General features: G+C 56.1%; 20 protein-coding genes. 13 read left to right on the forward strand and 7 right to left on the reverse strand.

Features of this window, described 5'->3' with window-relative positions:
- The first annotated feature begins 544 nt into the window (after positions 1-544).
- Both AC6I8D_RS06220 and AC6I8D_RS06225 read left to right on the forward strand, forming a co-directional pair.
- Positions 545-946 carry an H-NS family histone-like protein gene (locus AC6I8D_RS06220; protein WP_031377023.1) on the forward strand — a complete coding sequence of 134 codons (402 nt, stop codon included), beginning with the start codon at positions 545-547 and terminating at the stop codon, positions 944-946.
- 178 nt (positions 947-1,124) lie between these two features.
- A complete protein-coding gene (locus AC6I8D_RS06225) occupies positions 1,125-2,717 on the forward strand; it encodes an ABC-F family ATPase (RefSeq protein ID WP_312052832.1) in 1,593 nt (530 codons plus the stop codon).
- 34 nt (positions 2,718-2,751) lie between these two features.
- Here the strand turns inward: AC6I8D_RS06225 and moeB are convergent, their stop codons facing one another.
- A complete protein-coding gene (gene moeB / locus AC6I8D_RS06230) occupies positions 2,752-3,513 on the reverse strand; it encodes a molybdopterin-synthase adenylyltransferase MoeB (protein ID WP_312052831.1) in 762 nt (253 codons plus the stop codon).
- Positions 3,514-4,749: a molybdopterin molybdotransferase MoeA gene (gene moeA / locus AC6I8D_RS06235; RefSeq protein ID WP_312052829.1), complete on the reverse strand. Its 1,236-nt coding sequence runs from the start codon at positions 4,747-4,749 to the stop codon at positions 3,514-3,516.
- A 265-nt stretch (positions 4,750-5,014) separates the two neighbouring features.
- Between moeA and AC6I8D_RS06240 the strand changes: the two genes are divergently transcribed.
- Genes AC6I8D_RS06240 through AC6I8D_RS06265 form a run of 6 tightly spaced genes read left to right on the forward strand, consistent with a single transcriptional unit; the run spans position 5,015 to position 11,754 of the window.
- On the forward strand, positions 5,015-5,974 hold the full coding sequence (locus AC6I8D_RS06240; RefSeq protein ID WP_497819803.1) for an isoaspartyl peptidase/L-asparaginase family protein: 960 nt from the start codon (positions 5,015-5,017) through the stop codon (positions 5,972-5,974).
- Positions 5,975-5,983: 9 nt separating this feature from the next.
- Complete coding sequence (locus AC6I8D_RS06245) at positions 5,984-7,840, forward strand: dipeptide ABC transporter ATP-binding protein (RefSeq protein ID WP_312756409.1); 1,857 nt, start codon at positions 5,984-5,986, stop codon at positions 7,838-7,840.
- A 54-nt stretch (positions 7,841-7,894) separates the two neighbouring features.
- Complete coding sequence (gene gsiB, locus AC6I8D_RS06250) at positions 7,895-9,430, forward strand: glutathione ABC transporter substrate-binding protein GsiB (RefSeq protein WP_312052826.1); 1,536 nt, start codon at positions 7,895-7,897, stop codon at positions 9,428-9,430.
- A 46-nt stretch (positions 9,431-9,476) separates the two neighbouring features.
- Entirely contained in the window at positions 9,477-10,406 is a 930-nt protein-coding gene (gene gsiC / locus AC6I8D_RS06255; protein ID WP_312052824.1) for a glutathione ABC transporter permease GsiC, read from the forward strand.
- A complete protein-coding gene (gene gsiD, locus AC6I8D_RS06260; protein ID WP_312052822.1) occupies positions 10,403-11,308 on the forward strand; it encodes a glutathione ABC transporter permease GsiD in 906 nt (301 codons plus the stop codon). Before gsiC ends, gsiD begins: the two co-directional genes overlap by 4 nt.
- Entirely contained in the window at positions 11,305-11,754 is a 450-nt protein-coding gene (locus AC6I8D_RS06265; RefSeq protein ID WP_312052820.1) for a DUF4385 domain-containing protein, read from the forward strand. The genes gsiD and AC6I8D_RS06265 overlap by 4 nt, the downstream gene beginning before the upstream one ends.
- Before the next feature lie 60 nt (positions 11,755-11,814).
- On the opposite strand, the gene rimO is transcribed toward AC6I8D_RS06265, so the two are convergent.
- Positions 11,815-13,146, reverse strand: a complete 1,332-nt coding sequence (gene rimO / locus AC6I8D_RS06270) for a 30S ribosomal protein S12 methylthiotransferase RimO (protein WP_279809387.1) — start codon at positions 13,144-13,146, stop codon at positions 11,815-11,817.
- 374 nt (positions 13,147-13,520) lie between these two features.
- Here rimO and AC6I8D_RS06275 point away from each other — a divergent pair, with 374 nt between their 5' ends.
- The 4 genes from AC6I8D_RS06275 (at position 13,521) to AC6I8D_RS06290 (ending at position 18,068) form a co-directional block, all read left to right on the forward strand.
- Positions 13,521-14,156, forward strand: a complete 636-nt coding sequence (locus AC6I8D_RS06275) for a carbonic anhydrase (RefSeq protein WP_090962688.1) — start codon at positions 13,521-13,523, stop codon at positions 14,154-14,156.
- 136 nt (positions 14,157-14,292) lie between these two features.
- Entirely contained in the window at positions 14,293-14,952 is a 660-nt protein-coding gene (locus tag AC6I8D_RS06280; protein WP_497820658.1) for a DUF3313 domain-containing protein, read from the forward strand.
- Positions 14,953-15,237: 285 nt separating this feature from the next.
- Positions 15,238-16,179 (forward strand): Rpn family recombination-promoting nuclease/putative transposase, encoded by a 942-nt coding sequence (locus AC6I8D_RS06285; protein WP_497819804.1) that lies wholly within the window; start codon positions 15,238-15,240, stop codon positions 16,177-16,179.
- A gap of 746 nt (positions 16,180-16,925) precedes the next feature.
- Positions 16,926-18,068 carry a PQQ-dependent sugar dehydrogenase gene (locus AC6I8D_RS06290; protein WP_497819805.1) on the forward strand — a complete coding sequence of 381 codons (1,143 nt, stop codon included), beginning with the start codon at positions 16,926-16,928 and terminating at the stop codon, positions 18,066-18,068.
- Position 18,069: 1 nt separating this feature from the next.
- Here AC6I8D_RS06290 and AC6I8D_RS06295 read toward each other — a convergent pair whose 3' ends face one another.
- Positions 18,070-18,726 carry an HAD family hydrolase gene (locus tag AC6I8D_RS06295; protein WP_312052812.1) on the reverse strand — a complete coding sequence of 219 codons (657 nt, stop codon included), beginning with the start codon at positions 18,724-18,726 and terminating at the stop codon, positions 18,070-18,072.
- Positions 18,727-18,999: 273 nt separating this feature from the next.
- Here AC6I8D_RS06295 and AC6I8D_RS06300 point away from each other — a divergent pair, with 273 nt between their 5' ends.
- The gene (locus tag AC6I8D_RS06300) at positions 19,000-20,202 is read left to right on the forward strand and encodes a serine hydrolase (protein ID WP_312052811.1); all 1,203 of its coding nucleotides are present in this window, start codon (positions 19,000-19,002) and stop codon (positions 20,200-20,202) included.
- Between the two features lie 36 nt (positions 20,203-20,238).
- Here AC6I8D_RS06300 and ybjG read toward each other — a convergent pair whose 3' ends face one another.
- The 3 genes from ybjG to AC6I8D_RS06315 form a co-directional block, all read right to left on the reverse strand.
- A complete protein-coding gene (gene ybjG / locus AC6I8D_RS06305; RefSeq protein WP_312052810.1) occupies positions 20,239-20,844 on the reverse strand; it encodes an undecaprenyl-diphosphate phosphatase in 606 nt (201 codons plus the stop codon).
- A 105-nt stretch (positions 20,845-20,949) separates the two neighbouring features.
- Positions 20,950-21,198, reverse strand: a complete 249-nt coding sequence (locus AC6I8D_RS06310) for a hypothetical protein (RefSeq protein ID WP_497819806.1) — start codon at positions 21,196-21,198, stop codon at positions 20,950-20,952.
- Positions 21,199-21,249: 51 nt separating this feature from the next.
- Entirely contained in the window at positions 21,250-22,938 is a 1,689-nt protein-coding gene (locus AC6I8D_RS06315; RefSeq protein ID WP_312052807.1) for an aspartate:alanine antiporter, read from the reverse strand.
- Positions 22,939-23,029 lie beyond the last annotated feature (91 nt).

Raw genomic sequence — 23,029 nt, forward strand, 5'->3', positions numbered from 1 at the left:
GATGCGCTGGTTTAATAGGCCCGATGCGCCGGTTAAGTCGGTTAACCTGCTGCAGGCCGCATGAGGGTTATCTGACAACCTGCGTCTGGCTGAGTAAATTTTTAAACCCTCCGCAGGTATTAATAAAAAATGCACCATTGCCGTGATCCTTTTGCGCTATTTGAGTGCGCGGCAGTGGCTTTTTTTTAGCCTTAATCTGTAAACTATTGTGACTGAGATCTAAATTTAGTGAGCGGTTAATCTTGCCGTTGTACTGTACTGGCCACAAATAAAAAGCAGGGTGTCAGACGGTTTTTAACCGGCTTCTCTGGCAGTCTGCGCGGGTAGCAGATGCCTGTAATCGATTCCAGCGCCAGAAGTAACATCACGTTCAGTGTTAATTCAGCGTTAATAAAACGTCAGGAATTAGCCGTTCAAATTCAGCTGGCGTTTATGAAATAACTTCTAAGAATTATCTGTAGCGTAAAAATAATTTATTTTTTTATTTGAATTAGGTAATCTTGTCGCTACAGTTTTATTAACCCCCTTAAACAAGGACATTGTGATGAGTGACGCATTTAAAGTTCTGAACAATATTCGCACATTACGTGCCCAGGCCCGTGAACTGCCACTGAGCGATCTTGAAGAGATCCTCGAAAAATTAAACGTTGTGGTCACCGAGCGCCGCGAAGAAGCGGAAGCGGAAGAGACGCAGAATCGTGAAAAAGAAGAAAAACTGTCGAAATATCGCGAAATGCTGCTGGCTGACGGCATCGATCCTAATGAATTATTAGGTGCGCTGGAAACCGGTAAAAAACGCGCTAAGCGTGCGCCGCGTCCGGCTAAATATTCTTATACCGACGAAAACGGTGAGAAAAAATCCTGGACTGGCCAGGGCCGTACCCCGGCAGCGATTAAAAAAGCGCTGGATGCCGGTAAAAGCCTGGACAGCTTCCTGATCGACTGATCGACACAATCCTTGTCAGTGGGAGCCGGAGAGCCTTGATGGCCCTCCGGCTTTTTTATTTCTGCCGCGATATCAATCATCCCAACTGCAATCCGCGGCTTAGACTGGCGTGCGCTGCGTCACATCTGGCATAATAGCTGCCGTTTTTCTATCCACTCTCTTCACAAAGGTCAATGCCGTGTTAGTTAGCAGCAATATCACCATGCAGTTTGGCAGTAAGCCACTGTTCGAGAACATCTCCGTTAAATTTGGCGGCGGTAATCGTTACGGTTTAATCGGTGCGAACGGCAGCGGAAAATCCACCTTCATGAAGATTCTGGGTGGCGATCTGGTGCCTTCAGGCGGCAACGTCTCTTACGATCCCAATGAGCGTATCGGTAAGTTACGTCAGGATCAGTTCGCCTTTGAACAATATAGCGTGCTGGACACCGTGATTATGGGTCACCATGAATTATGGGAAGTTAAGCAGGAACGCGACCGTATTTATTCTTTGCCGGAAATGAGCGAAGAGGAAGGCTATAAAGTTGCCGACCTTGAAGCAGTTTACGGTGAAATGGACGGCTACAGCGCCGAATCCCGCGCCGGTGAGTTATTACTCGGTGTCGGTATTCCGGTTGAGCAGCATTATGGCCCGATGAGTGAAATTGCACCGGGCTTTAAATTGCGTGTCCTGCTGGCGCAGGCGCTGTTCTCCAATCCTGATATTTTGTTGCTGGACGAACCGACCAACAACCTGGATATCGATACTATCCGTTGGCTGGAGCAGGTGCTGAACGAACGCGACAGCACCATGATTATCATTTCGCACGACCGTCACTTCCTTAATATGGTCTGCACTCACATGGCTGATTTGGATTATGGCGAGCTGCGGGTCTATTCCGGCAATTATGACGAATATATGACCGCAGCGACTCAGGCGCGTGAACGTCTGTTAGCTGATAATGCCAAGAAAAAAGCGCAGATTGCCGACCTGCAATCTTTTGTCAGCCGCTTTAGCGCCAACGCCTCTAAATCCCGTCAGGCAACCTCGCGCGCAAAACAGATGGATAAAATTAAACTGGATGAAGTAAAAGCCTCCAGTCGTCAGAACCCGTTTATCCGTTTTGAGCAGGACAAGAAATTGTTCCGTAATGCGCTGGAAGTGGAAGGCTTAACCAAAGGTTTTGATAACGGTCCGCTGTTTAAGAATTTAAACCTGCTGCTGGAAGTCGGCGAAAAACTGGCGGTGATCGGCGCCAACGGTATTGGTAAATCGACCCTGCTTAAAACGCTGGTCAGCCAACTCAGCCCCGACAGCGGCAGCGTTAAATGGTCAGAAAATGCGCGTATCGGTTATTACGCGCAGGATCACGCCGAAGATTTCGCCAATGACCTGACGGTATTTGACTGGATGAGCCAGTGGAAACAGGCTGGCGATGATGAGCAGAGCGTGCGCAGTATTCTTGGCCGCCTGTTATTCTCGCAGGATGATATTAAGAAACCGGCCAAAGTGCTGTCCGGTGGTGAAAAAGGTCGCATGCTGTTCGGTAAGCTGATGATGGAAAAACCGAACATCCTGATTATGGATGAACCGACCAACCACCTCGACATGGAGTCAATTGAGTCACTCAATATGGCGCTGGAGATGTATGAAGGGACGCTGATTTTCGTTTCACACGACCGTGAATTCGTCAGCTCGCTGGCGACCCGGGTGATGGAAATCAAATCGGATCGGGTGGTGGACTTCACCGGCAACTACGAAGATTACCTGCGCAGTCAGGGCATCGTCTGACAGCGAACGGGGTAGCGCAGGCTACCCCGTTTTTTTATCCGTGCTGCGAGCCACATACTTCGCACTGCGCGTCCTGCGCCACCTTCATGCTGCGGAACTCCGCGCTCAGCGCATCGTACATCAGCAATCGGCTGGTGGCGGGCGTCCCGTAGTCCGTTAACAGCTTAATCGCCTCCATTGCCTGCATCGCCCCAATCACGCCGACCAGCGGCGCCATTACGCCCGCTTCGACACAGCTCAGGGTTTGTTCGCCAAACAGCCGGCTGATGCAGCGATAGCAGGGCGTACCCGGCAGCCAGTTAAATACGCTGATCTGGCCTTCCATCCGAATCGCTGCGCCAGACACCAGCGGTACCCGTTGCTGACGACACAGTCGGTTGAGCTGCTCACGCGTTGCCACATTATCGGTACAGTCCAGCACCACCTGCTGTTGGGCGATCAGCGCCAGCAGCGCTGCATCGTCCAGCTCGCCGTGGATCGGCTGCAGCTGGCAGTGGGGATTGATCTCGGCCAGACTTTGGGCGGCAGATTCAACCTTGGCACGGCCAATATCCGCATCATGATGCAGGATCTGCCGCTGCAGATTAGAGTGTGACACGCTGTCGAAATCGAGCAGCGTCAGCCTGCCGACCCCGGCCGATGCCAGATAAGGCGCGGCGGCACAGCCCAGCCCGCCCAACCCGACAATCAGCGCCTGACTGGCTTTAAGCCGTTCCTGGCGGTCAAAATCGAAGCCACGCAGCACGATCTGCCGGTTGTAGCGCAGCATCTCTTCATCGGTTAGCTCAGGCAGCATTTACCCCTCCAGCAGCGCATTAAACGCCTCTACCTCGACCCATTCACCCGGCTCAACGTTGCCGCGATCGCGTTCCAGCACGATAAAGCAGTTGGCCTGCGCAAAGGAGCTGAAGACGTGCGAGCCCTGCATGCCGGTGGTCTGCACTTCCAGTTCGCCCTCAGCATTCTGTTGCAGCACCCCACGCTGAAAATCGAGCCGGCCCGGCGTTTTTTTCAGCCGCGACGCGCTACGCACTTTCTGACGGGGCGGCAGCGCGGCTTTCTTCTGCCCGGTTAACGCGGCGAGCAGCGGTTGCACCAGCTGATAAAAGGTGACCGCAGCGGAAACCGGGTTGCCCGGCAACCCACAGAACCAGCTGCTGGCGAGGCGTCCAAAGGCAAACGGCTTGCCGGGTTTGATTGCCAGCTTCCAGAAGCTGATGGCACCGAGCTGCTCCAGCATGCTTTTGGTAAAATCGGCTTCGCCCACCGACACGCCGCCGGTACTGATAACCACGTCAGCCTGACGATCGGCTTCCTCAAACGCTGCACGCAGCGCCACAGGATCGTCCTTAATAATGCCGAGGTCGATCACTTCGCAGCCCAGTTTGTGCAGCATTAGCGACACCGCGAAGCGGTTAGTATCGTAAATTTGTCCGGCCGCCAGCGGCTGACCGACCGGCTGCAGCTCGTCGCCGGTAGAGAAGATTGCTACCCGCAGTTTGCGCAGGATTTCAACCTGGGCGATACCGAGCGAAGCCAGCAGCGGCAGCTCAGCCGCGCCAAGCCGCACGCCGGCTTCCAGCACCACGTGGCCAGGCTGGATGTCGTCACCGGTCAGGCGAATATTTTGTCCGGCGCGCACCGGCGCGGTAATCACAATCGCATCGCCACGGGTTTCGGTCTGCTCCTGCATCACCACCGCTTCACAGCCTGGCGGCAGCGGGGCGCCAGTCATGATCCGCACCACGCTGCCCTGCGGCCATTCACCACTGAATGGTGCACCGGCAAACGCTTTACCGGCAACCGGCAACGGCTCACCGCGGCTGACGTCCGCCAGCCGCACCGCGTACCCGTCCATCGCTGAATTATCAAACGGCGGTACCGCGATTGGCGAGGTAACGGCCCTGGCGGTGATCCGCCCCGCCGCTTCGGTCAGCGGGACGCTCAGCGAGTCAGTGATCGGCGTCAGCTGCGCCAGCATTTTTTGTTGTGCCTCCTCAAGGGAGATCAATCCTGCAGTAAAGCTTTCCATGGTTATTCCAGTTGGGTTATCTCAGATACTGCTTATTATGGTGGGATTTGTCCGCTGAGTCACATCGGTATCCTTCTCTGCTTTTCGCCTGGCGTGCGCCTGCCACTAAAGTGAAATATGGCCGGGTGAAAAGGTTATAACCATCGGAACAGTTTCTTCTTTACAACACTTAGCAGGCTTTCTATAGTCAAAAATTATCGAAAATGGATGAAAACCATTCTAAATCAGTGTTTTTCGTGCTGATGCAACCACAGGGCAGAGCGTTATGGTCAAAGCAGTGATCGCCATTCATGGGGGAGCGGGCGCAATTACGCGCTCAGCAATGAGCGCCGAAAAGGAGCAGCACTATCGTCAGGCCCTGCAGGATATCGTGACGCACGGCCAGCAGATGCTGGCTCAGGGTGCCAGCGCGCTCGACGCGGTAACAGAAGCGGTGCGTCAGCTGGAGGAGTGTCCGCTGTTCAACGCTGGCAAAGGGGCGGTGTTTACCCATCAGGGCAGCCATGAGCTGGACGCCTGCGTGATGGATGGCCGAACGCTGGACGTCGGTGCCGTGGCGGGCGTCAGTCGGGTTCGCAATCCGGTGCTGGCGGCGCGCGCGGTGCTGGAACAGAGTCCGCACGTGCTGTTTATCGGCGAAGGCGCAGAGCAGTTCGCCGAGGCGCAGGGCCTGCAGCCGGTGGCGGCAGATTACTTCTCGACGGCAGAACGCTGGGAGCAGCTGCAGCGCGCACTAAACAGCGATGAAGCGGTGCTGGATCATGATGGCGCTGCCCGCGGTGACGATCCGCTCGACCCGGACCGCAAGTTTGGCACGGTGGGTGCCGTGGCACTCGATCTTAATGGCAATCTGGCGGCGGCGACCTCGACCGGCGGCATGACCAATAAACAGGCGGGACGGGTGGGGGATTCCCCGCTGCCGGGCGCGGGCTGCTACGCCAGCAACGACAGCGTGGCGGTCTCCTGTACCGGCACCGGTGAAGTCTTTATCCGTACCCTGGCGGCCTACGACGTAGCAGCGCAGATGCGTTACGCCGGCCGCACGCTTCAGCAGGCCAGCGTCAATGTGATTCACGACAGCGTGCTGGAGCTGGGCGGTAGCGGCGGCCTGATTGCGGTCGATCGCGAAGGTAACGTGGCGCTGCCGTTCAATAGCGAAGGAATGTACCGGGCGGTGGCACGGGTCGGCGAGGCAGCCGAGGTGGCCATCTACCGTGACAGTTAAGGAGCAGGCATGAGCGATCGGCAGGCGTTACCCGCGCTGGCGCCAGACCAGGTGCTGGCGGTACGCGATCTCAGTGTGCATTTTCAGCATCAGGGCGCGGTGACCGAGGCGGTGCGCCATCTCTCCCTCGATCTGTTTCGCGGCGAAACCCTGGCGCTGGTGGGCGAGTCAGGTTCCGGTAAGTCAGTCACCTCGCTGGCGCTGATGCGGCTGATTGAGCAAAACGGCGCAACGGTTCGCGGTGAAGTACAGCTGCGCCGCCGTAACGGTGAGGTACTGGATATCATGCGCGCCCCGGCCGGCCAGATGCGGCGGGTACGCGGCGCGGATATGGCGATGATTTTTCAGGAGCCGATGACCTCGCTCAATCCGGTGTTTACCGTCGGTGAGCAGATCGCCGAATCGATTCGCCTGCATCAGGGCAAAAGCCACGCTCAGGCGCTGGCAGAAGCGCGCCATATGCTGGACCTGGTGCGTATTCCGGATGCACAAAATGTGTTGTCCCGCTTTCCACACCAGCTTTCCGGCGGGATGCGCCAGCGGGTGATGATCGCCATGGCGCTCTGCTGTAAACCGGCGTTGCTGATCGCCGATGAGCCGACCACCGCGCTCGACGTCACCATTCAGGCCCAGATCCTGCAGCTGATCCGCGTGCTGCAAAAAGAGATGCAGATGGGCGTCATTTTTATTACCCACGATATGGGCGTGGTGGCGGAAATGGCCGACCGGGTGCAGGTGATGTATCGCGGCGAAGTGGTGGAGAATGCCCCGGCGACCGAGCTGTTTAGCGCCCCTCGCCAGCCTTACACCCAGGCGTTGCTGGCGGCGGTGCCTAAGCTCGGCTCGATGCACGGCCAGCCGTTGCCCGCTAAGTTCCCGCTGCTGCACGGCGGGGAAGAGCAGCAGACGCCGCAGGATACCGTGCGCCGCGATCGGCCACCGATTCTGCAGGTCCGCGATCTGGTGACGCGATTTGATATTCGCGGCGGTCTGTTTAACCGGGTGAAAAGTCGGGTCCACGCGGTCGAAAAAGTCAGTTTCGATCTCTATGCCGGCGAAACGCTGGCGCTGGTCGGCGAGTCCGGTTGCGGTAAATCGACCACCGGCCGTTCACTGCTGAAGCTGGTGGCCAGCCAGGGCGGGACGCTGACCTTCAACGGGCAACGCATCGATAACCTCAGCGGCGCGGCGCTGGCGCATCTGCGGCGTGACATTCAGTTTATTTTTCAGGACCCCTACGCCTCGCTCGATCCGCGGCTGACGGTAGGCTTCTCGATCATGGAGCCGCTGCTGGTGCACAAGGTGATGTCGCGTCGTGAAGCGGAACAGCGCGTTTCCGTCTTGCTGGAAAAGGTCGGGCTGTTGCCGGAACACGCGCAGCGCTACCCGCACGAATTTTCAGGCGGCCAGCGGCAGCGCATCTGTATTGCCCGCGCGCTGGCGCTTAACCCGAAAGTGGTGATTGCGGATGAGTCGGTCTCAGCGCTTGATGTGTCGATTCAGGCGCAGATCATCAACCTGATGCTCGATTTACAGCGCGAATTTGGTATCGCGTTTCTGTTTATTTCGCATGATATGGCGGTGGTGGAACGCATCAGCCACCGCGTGGCGGTGATGTATCTCGGCCAGATTGTGGAGATGGGGCCGCGCCAGGCGGTATTTGAGCAGCCACAGCATCCTTATACCCGAAAACTCATGGCCGCCGTCCCGGTTGCCGATCCGGCGCACCATCGCCGGGAACGCGCGTTAATGGTTGATGAGATCCCCAGTCCGATTCATGCGTTAGGGGATGAACCTGAAGTGGCACCGTTGATGGAAGTGGCACCGGGGCACTTTGTCGCCCGCCACGTTATCAGCGCGACCTGAATAGTGAAGATATCGCTTCGGCGACCCACCCGACAGGGATTACAGGAGAACAAGATGCAGATGACGATGCGTAAAGGGTTAGTGGCGGCTGGCATATTAAGCAGCGCCCTTACATTGCCCGCCTGGGCGGCGCAGGATGCGGTGATTGCCGTCGCGTCCAACTTCACCACCCTCGATCCGTATGACGCCAACGACACGCTGTCACAGGCGGTCGCCAAATCGTTTTATCAGGGACTGTTTGGTTTTGATAAGCAGATGAAGCTGACCAACGTGCTGGCCGAAAGTTATCAGGCCAGTCCGGATGGGCTGACTTACACCATCAAGCTCCGACCGGGGATTAAATTCCAGGACGGCAGCGACTTCAACGCCGAAGCGGTGAAGGTCAATCTCGACCGCGCCAGCAACCCGGATAATCACCTTAAACGCTATAACCTGTTTAAGCAGATCGCCACGACCGAAGTGATCGATCCGACCACGGTGAAAGTGACCCTGAAGCAGCCGTTCTCGGCCTTTATTAACATTCTGGCGCACCCGGCGGCGGCGATGATTTCACCGACCGCGCTGAAAAAATATGGCAAGGATATCGGTTTCCACCCGGTCGGGACCGGTCCGTTTGTGTTCGAAACCTGGAATCAGACCGACTTCGTCAAGGTGAAGAAGTGGGACGGCTACTGGAAGCCGGGCTATCCGAAGCTGGACAGCATTACCTGGCGGCCGATCGTGGATAACAATACCCGTGCGGCGATGCTGCAAACCGGGGAAGCCAATTTCGCCTTCCCGATCCCTTATGAGCAGGCCAAACTGCTGGAGAAAAACAGCAAGCTCGAGGTGGTAACCACGCCGTCGATTATGCAGCGCTATATCAGCCTCAACGTCACCCAGAAGCCGTTTGACAACCCGAAAGTGCGTGAGGCGCTGGAGTATGCCATCAATCGCCAGGCGCTGGCGAAAGTAGCCTTTGCCGGTTACGCCACCCCGGCCACCGGTATCGTCCCGCCGTCCATCGACTTTGCTCAGCAATATCCGGCCATTCGCTACGATCCAGCCAAAGCCAAAGCGTTGCTGAAAGAGGCGGGCTACCCCAACGGCTTCGAAACCACCCTCTGGTCATCACACAATCACAGCACCGCGCAGAAAGTGTTGCAGTTCACGCAGCAGCAGCTGGCGCAGATCGGCGTGAAGGTTAAGGTCACCGCGATGGATGCCGGGCAGCGGGCGGCCGAAGTTGAGGGTAAAGGCCAGAAAGAGAGCGGCGTGCGGATGTTCTACACCGGCTGGTCCGCGTCAACTGGCGAAGCCGACTGGGCGCTGACGCCGCTGTTTGCCACTGCCGCCTGGCCGCCTGCGATCTTCAACACCGCGTTTTACAGCAATCCTAAGGTCGATAAAGATCTGGCGGATGCGCTGAAAACCACCGATCGCGCGCAGAAGGCCCAGCTGTACAAAGATGCCCAGGACACCATCTGGCAGGATCATCCGTGGATCCCGCTGGTGGTTGAGCAACTGGTGTCCGCCAGCAGCAAAAACCTCAGCGGTTTTTATGTGATGCCCGATACCTCATTCAATTTTGATGAGGCCAGTCTGAAGTAACGGAGCCGGCCAGCCCACGCGGCTGGCCGCAGCTGCAGGATGTTGCATGCTTAACTATTTTCTTAAACGGCTGTTGGGGCTGATCCCGACCTTGCTGATTGTTGCGGTGCTGGTGTTTCTGTTTGTTCACCTGCTGCCGGGCGATCCGGCGCGTCTGATTGCCGGACCGGAGGCGGACGCCTCGGTGGTAGCGCTGGTGCGTCAGGAGCTGGGACTTGATCTGCCGCTGCCGCAGCAGTTCTGGCACTTTATTCTTAATGCCTTGCAGGGCGATTTCGGTCAGTCGATGGTATCAAAACGGCCGGTGGCGGATGAGATCGCCTCGCGCTTCATGCCGACCTTATGGCTGACCCTGACCAGTATGGTCTGGGCCGTAATTTTTGGTATGGCAATCGGCATTGTCTCTGCCGTCTGGCGCAACCGCTGGCCCGATCGCCTCGGCATGACGCTGGCGGTCTCCGGCATTTCGTTTCCTGCCTTTGCGCTGGGCATGTTGCTGATGCAGATTTTCTCGGTAGAGCTGGGCTGGCTGCCGACGGTCGGGGCAGAAAGCTGGCAACATTACATTCTGCCGTCGATTACTCTCGGTGCGGCGGTGGCGGCCGTGATGGCGCGTTTCACCCGCGCCTCGTTTGTCGAAGTGATGCAGGAAGATTATATGCGTACCGCGCGGGCGAAAGGGGTGCGCGAGTCGCTGGTGGTGGTGAAACACGGACTGCGTAACGCGATGATCCCGGTGGTAACCATGATGGGCCTGCAGTTCGGTTTCCTGCTGGGCGGATCGATCGTGGTCGAGGTGGTATTTAACTGGCCTGGTCTGGGACGACTGCTGGTCGATTCGGTGTCAATGCGCGACTATCCGGTGATCCAGGCGGAAGTGCTGCTGTTTTCACTGGAGTTTATTCTGATCAATCTGATGGTTGATATGTTGTATGCGGTGATCAATCCCGCCATTCGCTTTAAGGAATCGCGATGAAAAACTGGCGACGCGATGCGGCACTGAAAACCCTGCCGCTGATCAAGGAGAACCGGGTACGCACGCCGTGGCACGAATTCTGGCGGCGTTTCCGCCAGCAGCCGGTAGCGCTGCTGGCTGGGCTGTTTGTGCTGCTGCTGATTGTGCTGGCGTTTATCGGCCCTTACGTGGCGCCGTTTGATGCTGAAAATTATTTCGATTATGACCGGCTGAATGATGGGCCATCACTGCTGCACTGGTTTGGTGTCGATTCCCTCGGCCGCGATATTTTCAGCCGGGTATTGGTGGGAACTCGCATTTCACTGATTGCCGGTTTCTTCTCGGTGGCCATCGGCGCGCTGATTGGCACACTGTTTGGTCTGTTAGCAGGCTACTACGAAGGCTGGTGGGACCGCATTACTATGCGCGTCTGCGACGTGCTGTTTGCCTTTCCCGGCATCCTGCTGGCGATTGCGGTGGTGGCGATCATGGGCAGCGGAATGAGCAATGTGATCGTGGCGGTGGCGATTTTCAGCATCCCGGCGTTTGCCCGCCTGGTGCGCGGCAATACCCTGGTGCTGAAGCATCAGACCTACATTGAGTCAGCACGCAGTATTGGCGCCTCTGACTGGACCATTATCATGCGGCATATTCTGCCGGGTACCGTCTCACCGATTGTGGTCTATTTCACCATGCGCGTCGGCACTTCCATCATTACCGCCGCCAGCCTGTCGTTTCTCGGGCTGGGCGCGCAGCCGCCGACGCCAGAGTGGGGTGCAATGCTGAACGAGGCGCGTGCCGATATGGTGATTGCGCCGCACGTGGCGATTTTCCCCAGCCTGGCGATCTTTTTCACCGTTCTGGCATTTAATTTACTCGGCGACGGGCTACGCGACGCGTTGGATCCTAAACTTAAGACATGAAACCTTTCGATTATGATCAGGACTTCAGCACCATCGACTTCCGTCAACATCCCGAACGTTATCAGGTTGGACGCGGAGAGCAGGGGGTGCTGATGGTCGAGCCTTATAAGAGCGAAATCCTGCCGCACTGGCGCTTTCGTACCGTACCGATTGCCGAAGCGTCGGCTGAGAAAATCATGGCGCTGTTTGAGGCGTACCGCCAGCAGGACGATTTTGTCGGTATGGATATGGCGCGTAAATTTATTCAGATGGGCTACACCCGCGCACGTCGCTACAGCAATCATCAGGGCGGACGAAAATATGATGCTGATGGTAAAGAACTACCGCGTGGCGTGAATGAAGAAAAGGCCGCGGCGGCGGCCATTTTTAAGGGCTACTGGGATCGGATTCGGGCCGATGAGGATTACCTGAAACGCAAGAAAGCGCATCAGCAGCAGTATGGTTAAGCGCGAATATCACCCGATGCGGCAGCGGGCATCACTGCGCGCCGCCATTTACTGCCGGAATTAAACGCGGCTCGCCCAGAGATCATACTCATCGGCATGCTCGACTTTGACCCGCAGCATGTCGCCCGGTTTAACGTTACGCTCGCCGTTCAGGTAGACCGCGCCGTCAATTTCCGGCGCATCGGCCATACTGCGGCCAATCGCGCCTTCCTCGTCCACTTCATCAACCATCACCAGAATCTCACGACCGACTTTCTCCTGCAGGCGTTCAGCGGAGATCTGCTGCTGCAGCTGCATAAAGCGATCGTAACGCTGCTGCTTCACCGCCTCGTCGACCGGATCGGGTAGCTGGTTGGCGGTCGCGCCTTCCACCGGGCTGTACTGGAAGCAGCCCACCCGATCGAGACGCGCCTCTTTGATAAAGTCGAGCAGCATCTGGAAATCTTCTTCGGTCTCACCGGGGAAACCGACGATGAAGGTGGAGCGCAGCGTCAGCTCCGGGCAGATTTCGCGCCAGCGCTTAATCCGCTCCAGCGTGCGTTCTACTGCGCCCGGACGCTTCATCAGTTTCAGAATACGCGGGCTGGCGTGCTGCAACGGAATGTCGAGGTAGGGCAGGATTTTGCCGGCCGCCATCAACGGAATCACCTCGTCGACGTGCGGGTAAGGATAGACGTAGTGCAGACGCACCCACACGCCGAGCTTCGCCAGTTGCTCACACAGGCTGACCATGCTGGTTTTCACCGGCGAGCCGTTCCAGAAACCGGTGCGATGTTTCACATCTACGCCGTAGGCTGAGGTATCCTGCGAAATCACCAGCAGTTCTTTAACGCCCGCTTCGACCAGCCGTTTGGCCTCATCCAGCACTTCGCCGACGGCGCGGCTGTCGAGATCGCCACGCATTGACGGGATGATGCAGAAGGTGCAGCGATGGTTGCAGCCTTCGGAAATCTTCAGATAAGCGTAATGACGCGGCGTCAGTTTCACGCCCTGTTCCGGCACCAGGCTGAGGAACGGGTTGTGCTGAGGTTTGGGAACGTAGCGATGTACGTGCGACAGCACCTGCTCATAGCTGTGCGGACCGGTAATTTCCAGCACCTTCGGATGCACTTCACGAATCTGATCAACTTTAGCGCCGAGACAACCGGTGACAATCACCTTGCCATTTTCATTCAGTGCCTCGCCAATCGCCTCAAGCGACTCCTGTACGGCGCTGTCGATAAATCCGCAGGTGTTCACAATCACGATTTCAGCATCGTCATAGCGCGGTACCACATCATAGCCCTCGGTGCGCAGTTCGGTGAGGATGCGCTCGGAATCAACGAGGTTTTTGGGGCAGCCGAGCGAGACGAATCCGACCCGTGGCGGCAAGGTTTTTGTTGTAGTAGACATAGCTCTGTTTCCGGTTCAGCACAGCAATGGCGCGGGATTTTACCTGTGTTGCTGAAAAAAATGTAGCGTTATCTGTAAGGGTTTAGCGCCGTGTAAAGCTGTGAAAAAACCGGTAAAAACGCTGCCGCTGGCTGGACTAAAAAAAAGGCTGATGGGCAGGATCATTTTCCAGTAACTGACCGTGCTATAAAAAGAAATTCCGCTTTTGCCGGGAGGCAATCGCCAAAGCGAAACGCTGACACAGCGGCTCAGATAGCATCCTTAGGAAATCGCTGGTTGATATTCACTTGTTTTCATTAATAATAAACGGGCAAATCAACACTGAAGGGGCTATGACCTTCAGGTAACGACGTGGATAATGTGAGAGCTAAATAATGAAAGAGATCATCAATGGATTTCTGAATTTCCAGCAGAATGTGTTTCCTGAAAGGAAGGATCTTTTCAAAAGCCTGGCGTCAAATCAGAATCCTAAAGCGCTGTTTATCTCCTGTTCTGATAGCCGACTGGTGCCGGAACTGGTGACGCAGCAGGAGCCAGGAGAGCTGTTCGTTATCCGTAATGCGGGCAACATCGTGCCTTCATTTGGCCCGGAGCCAGGCGGCGTTTCCGCCACTATCGAATACGCTGTCGTCGCGCTGGGCGTGTCTGACATTATCATCTGTGGTCACTCCAACTGTGGCGCGATGAATGCCATCGCCTCCTGTGCCTGCATGGATACCATGCCAGCGGTCGAACACTGGTTGCGCTATGCCGATGCGGCAAAAGCGGTGGTGGAGCAGCGTGAATATGACTCGCCAGAGAAAAAGCTGAACGAGATGGTAAAAGAGAACGTCATCGCCCAGCTTAATAACATGAAAACCCATCCTTCGGTATCGGTGGCGTTGCGTAACGGCAAGCTGCGTCTGCATGGCTGGGTCTACGATATTGAAACCGGCACCATCATGGCGCTGACTCAGGGCGGCAAACAGTTTATTACCCTGTCTGAAAACCCGGACACCTGTTTCGAGTAAGCCCTGGGCCCGCTGCGCGGCAGCGGGTTATTCCGGCCTCGCGAACATAACTCTTTAGAAAAACACTTATTTTTCAGCATTTCCCGTCAGGCTTATCTATGCTTGCTTAAACCTTCCCGACATAAGCGAGTTGATGATGCGTAAAACGTCTGTGGTTGTTCTGCTGGCGGTCTCTGCCCTGCTGCTCAGCGGTTGTACTTCCCACGTTACCGATAAACAGCAATATTCTGGTTTTTTAGCCGACTACAGTCAGTTGCAGCCGACAGCATCGGCCAGCGGTGAACCGACCCTGCGCTGGATCTCGCCCGACTATAAAAGCAGCCAGTACAAAGATGTACTTTATACGCCGCTGGTCTACTATCCGGCAGCTCATCCCACCGCGCGTGTCAGCCAGCAAACGCTGGATCAGGTGCTGAGTTACACCGACATTCAGCTAAAAGGGGCGATCGCCACCCGTCGACCATTGGTCAGTCAGGCCACACCGCACACGCTGAAAGTGCGGGCGGCAATTACTGCCGTCTCTGCGGAGAATGAAGGGGTGCAATTCTACGAGGTGGTGCCGGTCGCAGCAGTGGTGGCGACCACCATGGCGGCGTCGGGGCACCGTACCCAAAACAGTGAGCTGTTTCTGGAGATAGAGGCCAGCGATGCGGTCACCGGGAAGCCGCTGATCCGGGTAGTGCGCAAAGCGTTTGGCAAAACGGTCAGCAACAGCAATACGCCGATCACCTTTGAAGACCTGAAGCCCGGTATCAATACCATGGTGCGTGACACGGTAAGTTTTAACGCGCCGTAACCCTGAGATATTAACCTGCTATCAGACGGCAGTCAGCGCACCGGTTCCCCGCGTGAGCGGGGATACCCGCTAAAGGGGATTCAGTAGATTGCCGGTTTGCGCCGGTTCCCCGCGTGAGCGGGGATACCGTTTCCATTTAGGGTACTGTCGATCGCCGGAAACTGACGATGAAACGGCTGTCCGACCCTGTTCCTTTTTCGCTCTGGCATTTCCTCCGGTCACTGCTGCGGTGGTGTTGGATCTGACCTGTGTTACCCTGCACAGGGATAGTCAGGGTCAGGAACGATGAAAAAAAAGAACAGCACTACTTCGCCTCATGATGCCACCTTCCGGCTGTTTCTTACGCAGCCGGATATTGCCCGTGACTTTATGGAACTGCACCTGCCCGCAGAACTGCGTGCTATCTGTGACCTCACTACCCTTAAGCTGGAATCCGGCTCGTTCGTTGAAGACGATCTGCGCCAGTATTTCAGCGACGTTCTCTACAGCCTGAAGACGACTGCCGGCGACGGGTATATTCATGTGCTGGTTGAACATCAATCCACCCCGGACAGGCACATGGCGTTCAGGCTGATGCGATACGCTGTAGCCGCCATGCAGCGGCATCTTGAGGTTGGCCATAAAACGCTGCCACTGGTGATACCGGTCCTGTTCTATACCGGTAAACGCAGTCCTTATCCATATTCTACTTGTTGGCTTGATGAGTTCGAAAATCCATCGCTGGCGGTAAACCTTTATGGCAGCGCCTTTCCCCTGGTGGACGTGACGGTCATTCCGGATGAAGAGATTATGGGGCATCGCAGCATGGCGGCGCTGACCCTGTTACAAAAACATATTCATCAGCGAGATCTGGTCACGCTGACCGATCGTCTGGCCACGTTACTGATGGCGGATTATCTTTCTTCACCCCAGGTAACAGCGCTGATACACTATTTACTGCAGGCAGGGGAGTCAGCTGACTCCGAAGCCTTTGTTCGCGAACTGGCACAGCGTGTGCCGCAACACGGAGACGCACTTATGACCATCGCACAACAGCTGGAGCAGAAGGGCATTGAGAAGGGCATCGAGAAAGGTATTCAGCTTGGCAGGCAGGAAGGCCGTAGCGAAGGCGAGCGCGAAGCCACGCTGAAAATTGCCCGTACCATGTTGCAGAACGGCATTGACCGTAACACCGTCATGAAAATGACCGGCCTTTCAGAAGACGAGCTGGCACAAATCCAGCACTAAAACCGGCAGAGCGGGTGGGTAAGGAAGGTCAGATTTATGATGAAATTATCAGCGGTAACAGCAAAAATTAAACGCGTCAGATGCAGAGCATTTTTCTCCGGTCAGTGCGTTAAGCTGATAGCGGAAAACTGATTAAACCCGATCTCATCCGTCGGGTTTTTTTATGCCTGACATTCGCCGCCGGCTATCCAGTTTCAGCCAACCAGCTGGAAGGCGACGGGTGTTGAGCCGGCTGACAACCCTGAGCACAATTGTGATGTGGGTGCTGGGTAAGCAGGCTGAAAAAAGTTATAGCTGTGATGTCAGATAAACAGGGTAACGTTGCGGCGGATTCCTGCCTGACCTTAACGAATAACATCCTCAGGCACTGTTCGCGGGCCTTAAGACAGTGATTGCCGGATGAACGCCTTAATCATCTCACCGCTCATACCGAAATAAGATGAAGGTTTACTGAGCTGCGATCGGTGGAAATCCCTCAATCCCGCCCAGGGCTGTTCAGTGAGAGCAACCCGGTTTCAGCTACGGACCCACGATTCAGGGTTGATGCTGCTTGCGTCGTGGAGTGTTCCCTGCGCTTCCGCAGATGAAACGAAAACCAGGCCACGGCTGGCACTTAAGCTACCCTGTTCCCCACATTATCCAGGCGACAAATCGCTGCCGCCCTGTTTAATCTTTTGTAAATCCTCAACATCATCGCAGCGTGGCTGACTACGCTTAAGGGCATTGCATCCCGTCAGGAGAACGCTATGGCTCGTTTCGCTCGCACGTTGTTGTTCAGTGGTTCGCTGTTGTGTGCCACGCCGCTACTGGCCGCTGAACCGCAGGTACAGGTCCAGCTGTTGCAGGATAAGTTACAACATCCATGGTCTGTGGCGTTTCTGCCTGATAATAAGACCCTGCTGATTACTGAACGCAGCGGCCAGTTGCGCAGCTGGAGTCCGCAGGGTGGCTTGTCACAGCCAATTTCCGGCGTGCCGCAGGTCTGGGCACAGCGCCAGAGCGGCTTGCTGGACGTGGTGCTGGCACCCGATTTTGCCAGCAGCCGACGCGTCTGGCTAAGCTACACCGAAGCTAACAGCAGCGGCAAAGCCGGTGCGGTAGTGGGTGTCGGGACGCTAAGCGAGGATAACCGGCAACTACGCGATTTCCGTGTGGTGATTCGCCAGACGCCAATGCTCTCCAGCGGGAATAATATCGGCACCCGCCTGGCGTTCGATAAACAGGGTTTTCTGTGGGTTGCATTTGGCGATAACTTTGCCAGCAGCAGCGCGCAGCATCTCGACAAGCTGCAGGGCAAACTGCTGCGTCTGAATGCGGATGGCAGCGTGCCTGACGATAATCCGTTTGTGAAGCAGAGCGGCGCACGTCCGGAGATCTGGGCTTATGGCCTGCGTAATCCGCAGGGCCTGGCGCTTAATCCGTGGACCGAAACGATGTGGGAAAGCGAGCACGGTCCGCGTGGCGGTGACGAGGTCAACATCATCGGTAAAGGTAAAAACTACGGCTGGCCGCTGGCCACCTACGGTATCGACTACAGCGGCGATAAAGTCCCTGAATCGAAAGGGAGCCATGCCGCCGGAACCGAACAGCCGGTCTACTACTGGAAAGATTCGCCCGCCATCAGCGGTATGGCGTTCTACAACAGTGCCCGCTTCCCGCAGTGGAAAAATTCGCTGTTTATCGGCGCGCTGAAAGAGAAAAATCTGATCCGGCTGAGCGTCAACGGGGAGAAAGTGGTTGAAGAGCAGCGTCTGCTCGACGATCAGAACGCACGTATTCGCGATGTGCGACAGGGGCCGGATGGCTATCTCTATGTGCTGACCGATGAAGCCAACGGCAAATTGCTGAAAGTCGGGTTAACGCAGGACGCCGGTGCGTCCCGCGGTTAGCTCAACGGGCCCAGTGGCAGACCTGCCAGCCCCGGTTTAGCGCTTCCTGATGCAGCAGTTTGTCAGGATTAATCACATGCGCATGATCGGCCTGTTCGAGTAACGGCAGGTCGTTCATCGAATCGCTGTAGGCCCAGGTGTGCCCGAAGGCTTCACCCTGCTGCAGCGCTTTCCAGTCGCCCAGACGCGTCACTTTGCCTTCTTTATAAGTCATGGTGCCGTAGGTTTTACCGCTGTAGCGCTGATCGACGATCTCGACGCCTATCGCCAGCGCCCCGCAGGCACCCAGCTTTTCGGCAATCGGCAGCACCAGATGCTCGCCGCTGGCGGAGATAATCATCACCTTGTCGCCGCGCGCCTGGTGCCACTGAATGCGCTCGCGGGCAGCCGGATAGACGCGCGGCATAATGTCGCGATGGATAAAGCGACGCACCCAGCCTTCAACGGTCAGGGTTGCCATACCCGCCAGCGGGGCCAGGGTAGTATTCATGTACTCTTCCATCGATAGCGTACCGGCATAATACTGCGCCATCAGGGCCTGTTCCTGGTCGATCAGCTCGCGGGGGGCGAAGCCCTGCGATACCAGCCAGCGCAACCACAGGCCGGTGCTGTCTTCACTAATAAGCGTCTCATCCAGATCAAATAGGGCTAAGTCCATGGTCGGTCTCCTCGGCTGACTGGCTTTCAGGTTAGCTGATAATTGTGACCGGCTTAACTGTTCTGCGAAAAATCGGAATTTCACGCATTTTTGATGGCGACAGCACGGGGCGAAACTGGCACGCGCGCGGCGGGGATGCCAGGGTTACTCTACTAAACTCTAAAAAACTTTACGATTCGGCGGTTTTTTTCGCTGCCCTCAACGGTTAGCGTTCTGAGTGGAGGTTTTCTGCCTCCCGAATCCCGATTTAACAAGGACAATCCGGTCAAGCCCATGACAAACACTCGCGTTGCTTCTCGCCTGCGGCTACTTGCTGCCACCTCTTTACTTCTTATCGCCCCGATCGGCGCTTTTGCTGAACAGGCGCCTGCTGCGCCAGGTATTGATGCCAAAGCCTGGATACTGATGGATTACGCCAGCGGCAAAGTGTTAGCTGAATCTAATCCCGATCAGCGTCTCGATCCCGCCAGTCTGACCAAAATGATGACCAGCTACGTGGTGGGTCAGGCGATCAAAGCCGGCAAAATTAAGCCGGACGATCTGGTGACGGTAGGGCAGGATGCCTGGGCGACCGGCAACCCCAGGCTGCGCGGTTCGTCGCTGATGTTTTTAAAGCCGGGTGACCGTATTCCGGTCCATGAGCTGAACAAAGGCATTGTGATCCAGTCCGGCAATGACGCCTGTATCGCGCTGGCGGATTACGTGGCCGGTAGTCAGGACTCGTTTATCGGCCTGATGAACAACTACGTTAAAGCGCTGGGGTTACAGAACACCCACTTTATGACGGTACACGGGCTGGATGCTGAGGGACAGTACAGTACCGCGCGGGATATGGCGTTAATTGCCCAGGCACTGATTCGCGATGTACCGGAAGAGTATGCACTGAATAAAGAAAAAGAGTTCACCTTCAATAAAATCCGCCAGATGAACCGCAACCGTCTGCTGTGGAGCACCAATCTCAAGGTGGACGGCGTCAAAACCGGCCACACCTCCGGTGCCGGTAATAACCTGGTGGCCTCGGCAACCGAAGGCGATATGCGACTGATTTCGGTGGTGCTCGGCACCGCCAGCGATGCGATTCGCTTCCGCGAAAGCGAAAAATTGCTCACCTGGGGCTTCCGCTTCTATGAAACCGTCACGCCGATCAAGGCCGACGCGCCGTTTGCGCAGCAGCGGGTCTGGTTTGGCGATAAGAGTCAGGTCAACCTTGGCGTGTCGAAAGATGCCGCACTGACCATCCCGAAAGGCCAGATGAAAAACCTGAAGGCGAGCTTTAAGCTCAATTCGACGCAGCTCGAAGCGCCACTGAAGAAAAATCAGGTGGTGGGCACCATTGATTTCCAGCTGGATGGCAAAACTGTCGACCAGCGTCCGCTGGTGGTCTTACAGGAGGTGCCGGAAGGGGGCTTCTTCAGCCGGATGGTGGATTTCGTGATGATGAAATTTAACGGCTGGTTCGGCAAGTGGTTCTCATAATCCTCATAAAAAAGGGACGCCGCGGCGTCCCTTTTTTCAATCCTGAGTCCAGCCTTTACGAATTGGCAGGGCAAACAGCGACCGGTAGAGCGGATTAATCACCGCCAGCATCCGCTCACCGTAGATCTGCCACGCCAGATGGGAGGCCAGACAGCTCAGCAAACCAACCAGGAAGCCGCCCAGCATATCCATTGGCCAGTGGACGCCGAGGTAGATGCGCGACCAGGCGATGGCGACGCCGGCCAGCATCAGAATCACCCCTGACCACAGGCGATGCCAGAAAATAAAGGCCAGTGCAAAAGTGAAGATAGTGGTGCCGTGATCGCTGGGATAGGAGTCATCCGCTGCGTGGTGCAGAAATTGATGACCGAGCCCAATCGCAAACGGGCGAGGGTGCGGTAACAGTTGGCCGACACACCAGGAGATCGCCAGCGCATACAGTAAGGCCATGCCGGTTTTTAGCACCAGCACCCGCTGTGAAGAGAGCTGGTCGCGCGGTCCCCACAGCCACAGCACGACAATTAACAGCGGCACGATGGCAATCAGATCTTTGGCGATGAAGGTCGCCAGTTGCAGCAGCCAGGCGGGTGACGCGGGGGTGGCATTGATGGCGATAAACAGTGAGCGGTTTAACTCTTCCATTATGGGGCATTCCTCTGCAAACAGGCCACCAGTCAACAGCTACGTTGCCCTCAAAGGCAGACGCCGACTGACTACGGCGGCAAATCAAACGTCAGCGACAAGGCGCTAACCAAAATATTCAGCACAAATTGCTAACAGCACCGGCGCACTATCCTGCTTTTTACCCTGGGTTTCGTCCATAGCAAGGCTCTTAATCTGCTCACGGGTTGCCTGATTGTTTAAGTTTGACCGCCGGACAGCCGCTGTTTGAGCCGGAATGGGAATGTCATAGAGGAAAAAGGGCATAAAAAAACCCGCCGGGAAAAAGACCAGCGGGCTCCACAATTTGGGGATTTCAAAGAAAAGCAGTGGCACTTATTCAGACTAGCCCTTAACAAAAAAGTTCTGGACGTATGCAAAAAAATTTTATAAGGGCAAAAGCGGCCAGATAATCACTATCAGCGTACCCGCCAGCGTCAACAGCACGTTAGCAATCGCGTAGGTTCCGGCATAGCCCAGCGCGGGAATATTGCTGCGCGCGGTGTCACTGATAATCTCCATCGCCGGGGCGCAGGTGCGGGCACCCATGATCGCCCCGAACAGTAACGCGCGGTTCATTCGCAGTACGTAGGCACCAAACAGATAGCAGATAATCACCGGGATCAGGCTGACCAGTAATCCACACAGCAGCATCAGCGCACCCTCACTGCTGACGCCGTGATTGATGCCGCTGCCGGCGCTCAGCCCCACACCGGCCATAAACACCATCAGCCCGAACTCTTTCACCATGGTGAGTGCGCCCTGAGGAATGTAGCCAAAGGTCGGATGGTTGGCGCGCAGGAAGCCGAGCATTATGCCGGCAAACAGCAGGCCGGCCGCGTTACCGATGCCAAAACTGAAGTTGCTGAACTGAAAGGTAATCAGACCTATCATCAGGCCGACGATGAAGAAGGCGCAGAAGGCCAGCAGGTCGGTCATCTGGCTGTGGATAGCGATAAAGCCAATGCGATCCGCCACGCTTTTAACCCGTCGTGCTTCGCCGCTGACCTGCAACACATCGCCTTTATTCAGCATGATGCTGTCGTCAATCGGCATCTCAATCTGGCTGCGAATGACCCGGTTAAGGAAGCAGCCATGATCGGTGAGATTAAGTTTACTGAGCCGTTTATTCACCGCATTGTGGTTTTTCACCACAATCTCTTCGGTCACAATCCGCATATCCAGCAGATCGCGGTCAAACACCTCTTTGCCGTTACGAAAGCTGGGGTCGAGACGGGCGTGCGCATCGGGATAGCCGACCAGTGAGATATCGTCGCCGAGTTGCAGCACCGCATCGCCATCCGGGCTGGCGAGAATACCGTTACGGCGGATGCGCTCAATGTAGCAGCCGGTCTGGCGATAGATACCGAGTTCACGCAGGTTTTTGCCGCCGCTCCACGCCACCAGTTCCGGGCCGACGCGGTAAGCGCGGATCACCGGTAAGAACACCTTGCGCTGGCTGTCGGCATCCAGCCCGCGCTCGCGAGCGATCTGCTGCGCGCAGGTGGGCAGATCCTGATGCTGCAGGCGCGGCAGGTAGCGCGCACCAAAGATCAGGCTGACCAGGCCAATCAGGTAGGTTACGGCATAGCCGAGACTGAGTTGATCCTGCATTAATCCCAGCTGTTTGCCGTCACTGATGCTTTGCCGGAGCGTATCGCCGGCACCGACCAGTACCGGCGTTGAGGTCATTGATCCCGCCAGCATGCCCGCCGTCAGGCCGATATCCCAGCCAAACAGCTTTCCGAGCCCCAGCGCCAGAATCAGCGCGCTGACCACCATCACGATAGCGAGCATGAAATAGTTTTTGCCGTCGCGAAAGAAGATCGAGAAAAAGTTGGGACCGGCCTCGACGCCAACACAAAAAATAAACAGCATAAAGCCGAGACTTAATGCATCGGTATTGATCGTAAAGTGCTGCTGGCCTAATAACAGAGAAACCACTAATACACCGATTGAATTTCCCAGCTGAACTGAGCCAAGACGCAGTTTCCCCAGGCACAGCCCGAGCGCCAGTACGACAAATAATAACAAAACGTCATTTCCACTTAACAATTCTGCGACGTTAATATTCACTGTTTAACTTCTTGTTTACGTGTAACCTGTTGAAGAGAGGCTTGTTTTTCGCTATCTTGAGCAAGCCGTCGGGGGCGCGTTGTATCAGTGC

Source organism: Pantoea sp. X-Soil-MYKO-1785, from assembly GCF_059730675.1.

Coding starts and splice junctions, on each gene's coding strand:
- AC6I8D_RS06285 (WP_497819804.1), top strand. CDS start 15,238: ATGAAAAAAAAGAACAGCACTACTTCGCCTCATGATGCCACCTTCCGG.
- gsiD (WP_312052822.1), top strand. CDS start 10,403: ATGAAAAACTGGCGACGCGATGCGGCACTGAAAACCCTGCCGCTGATC.
- AC6I8D_RS06265 (WP_312052820.1), top strand. CDS start 11,305: ATGAAACCTTTCGATTATGATCAGGACTTCAGCACCATCGACTTCCGT.
- gsiB (WP_312052826.1), top strand. CDS start 7,895: ATGCAGATGACGATGCGTAAAGGGTTAGTGGCGGCTGGCATATTAAGC.
- rimO (WP_279809387.1), bottom strand. CDS start 13,146: ATGTCTACTACAACAAAAACCTTGCCGCCACGGGTCGGATTCGTCTCG.
- moeB (WP_312052831.1), bottom strand. CDS start 3,513: ATGCTGCCTGAGCTAACCGATGAAGAGATGCTGCGCTACAACCGGCAG.
- AC6I8D_RS06245 (WP_312756409.1), top strand. CDS start 5,984: ATGAGCGATCGGCAGGCGTTACCCGCGCTGGCGCCAGACCAGGTGCTG.
- gsiC (WP_312052824.1), top strand. CDS start 9,477: ATGCTTAACTATTTTCTTAAACGGCTGTTGGGGCTGATCCCGACCTTG.
- AC6I8D_RS06275 (WP_090962688.1), top strand. CDS start 13,521: ATGAAAGAGATCATCAATGGATTTCTGAATTTCCAGCAGAATGTGTTT.
- ybjG (WP_312052810.1), bottom strand. CDS start 20,844: ATGGAAGAGTTAAACCGCTCACTGTTTATCGCCATCAATGCCACCCCC.
- AC6I8D_RS06300 (WP_312052811.1), top strand. CDS start 19,000: ATGACAAACACTCGCGTTGCTTCTCGCCTGCGGCTACTTGCTGCCACC.
- AC6I8D_RS06295 (WP_312052812.1), bottom strand. CDS start 18,726: ATGGACTTAGCCCTATTTGATCTGGATGAGACGCTTATTAGTGAAGAC.
- AC6I8D_RS06240 (WP_497819803.1), top strand. CDS start 5,015: ATGGTCAAAGCAGTGATCGCCATTCATGGGGGAGCGGGCGCAATTACG.
- moeA (WP_312052829.1), bottom strand. CDS start 4,749: ATGGAAAGCTTTACTGCAGGATTGATCTCCCTTGAGGAGGCACAACAA.
- AC6I8D_RS06220 (WP_031377023.1), top strand. CDS start 545: ATGAGTGACGCATTTAAAGTTCTGAACAATATTCGCACATTACGTGCC.
- AC6I8D_RS06290 (WP_497819805.1), top strand. CDS start 16,926: ATGGCTCGTTTCGCTCGCACGTTGTTGTTCAGTGGTTCGCTGTTGTGT.
- AC6I8D_RS06280 (WP_497820658.1), top strand. CDS start 14,293: ATGCGTAAAACGTCTGTGGTTGTTCTGCTGGCGGTCTCTGCCCTGCTG.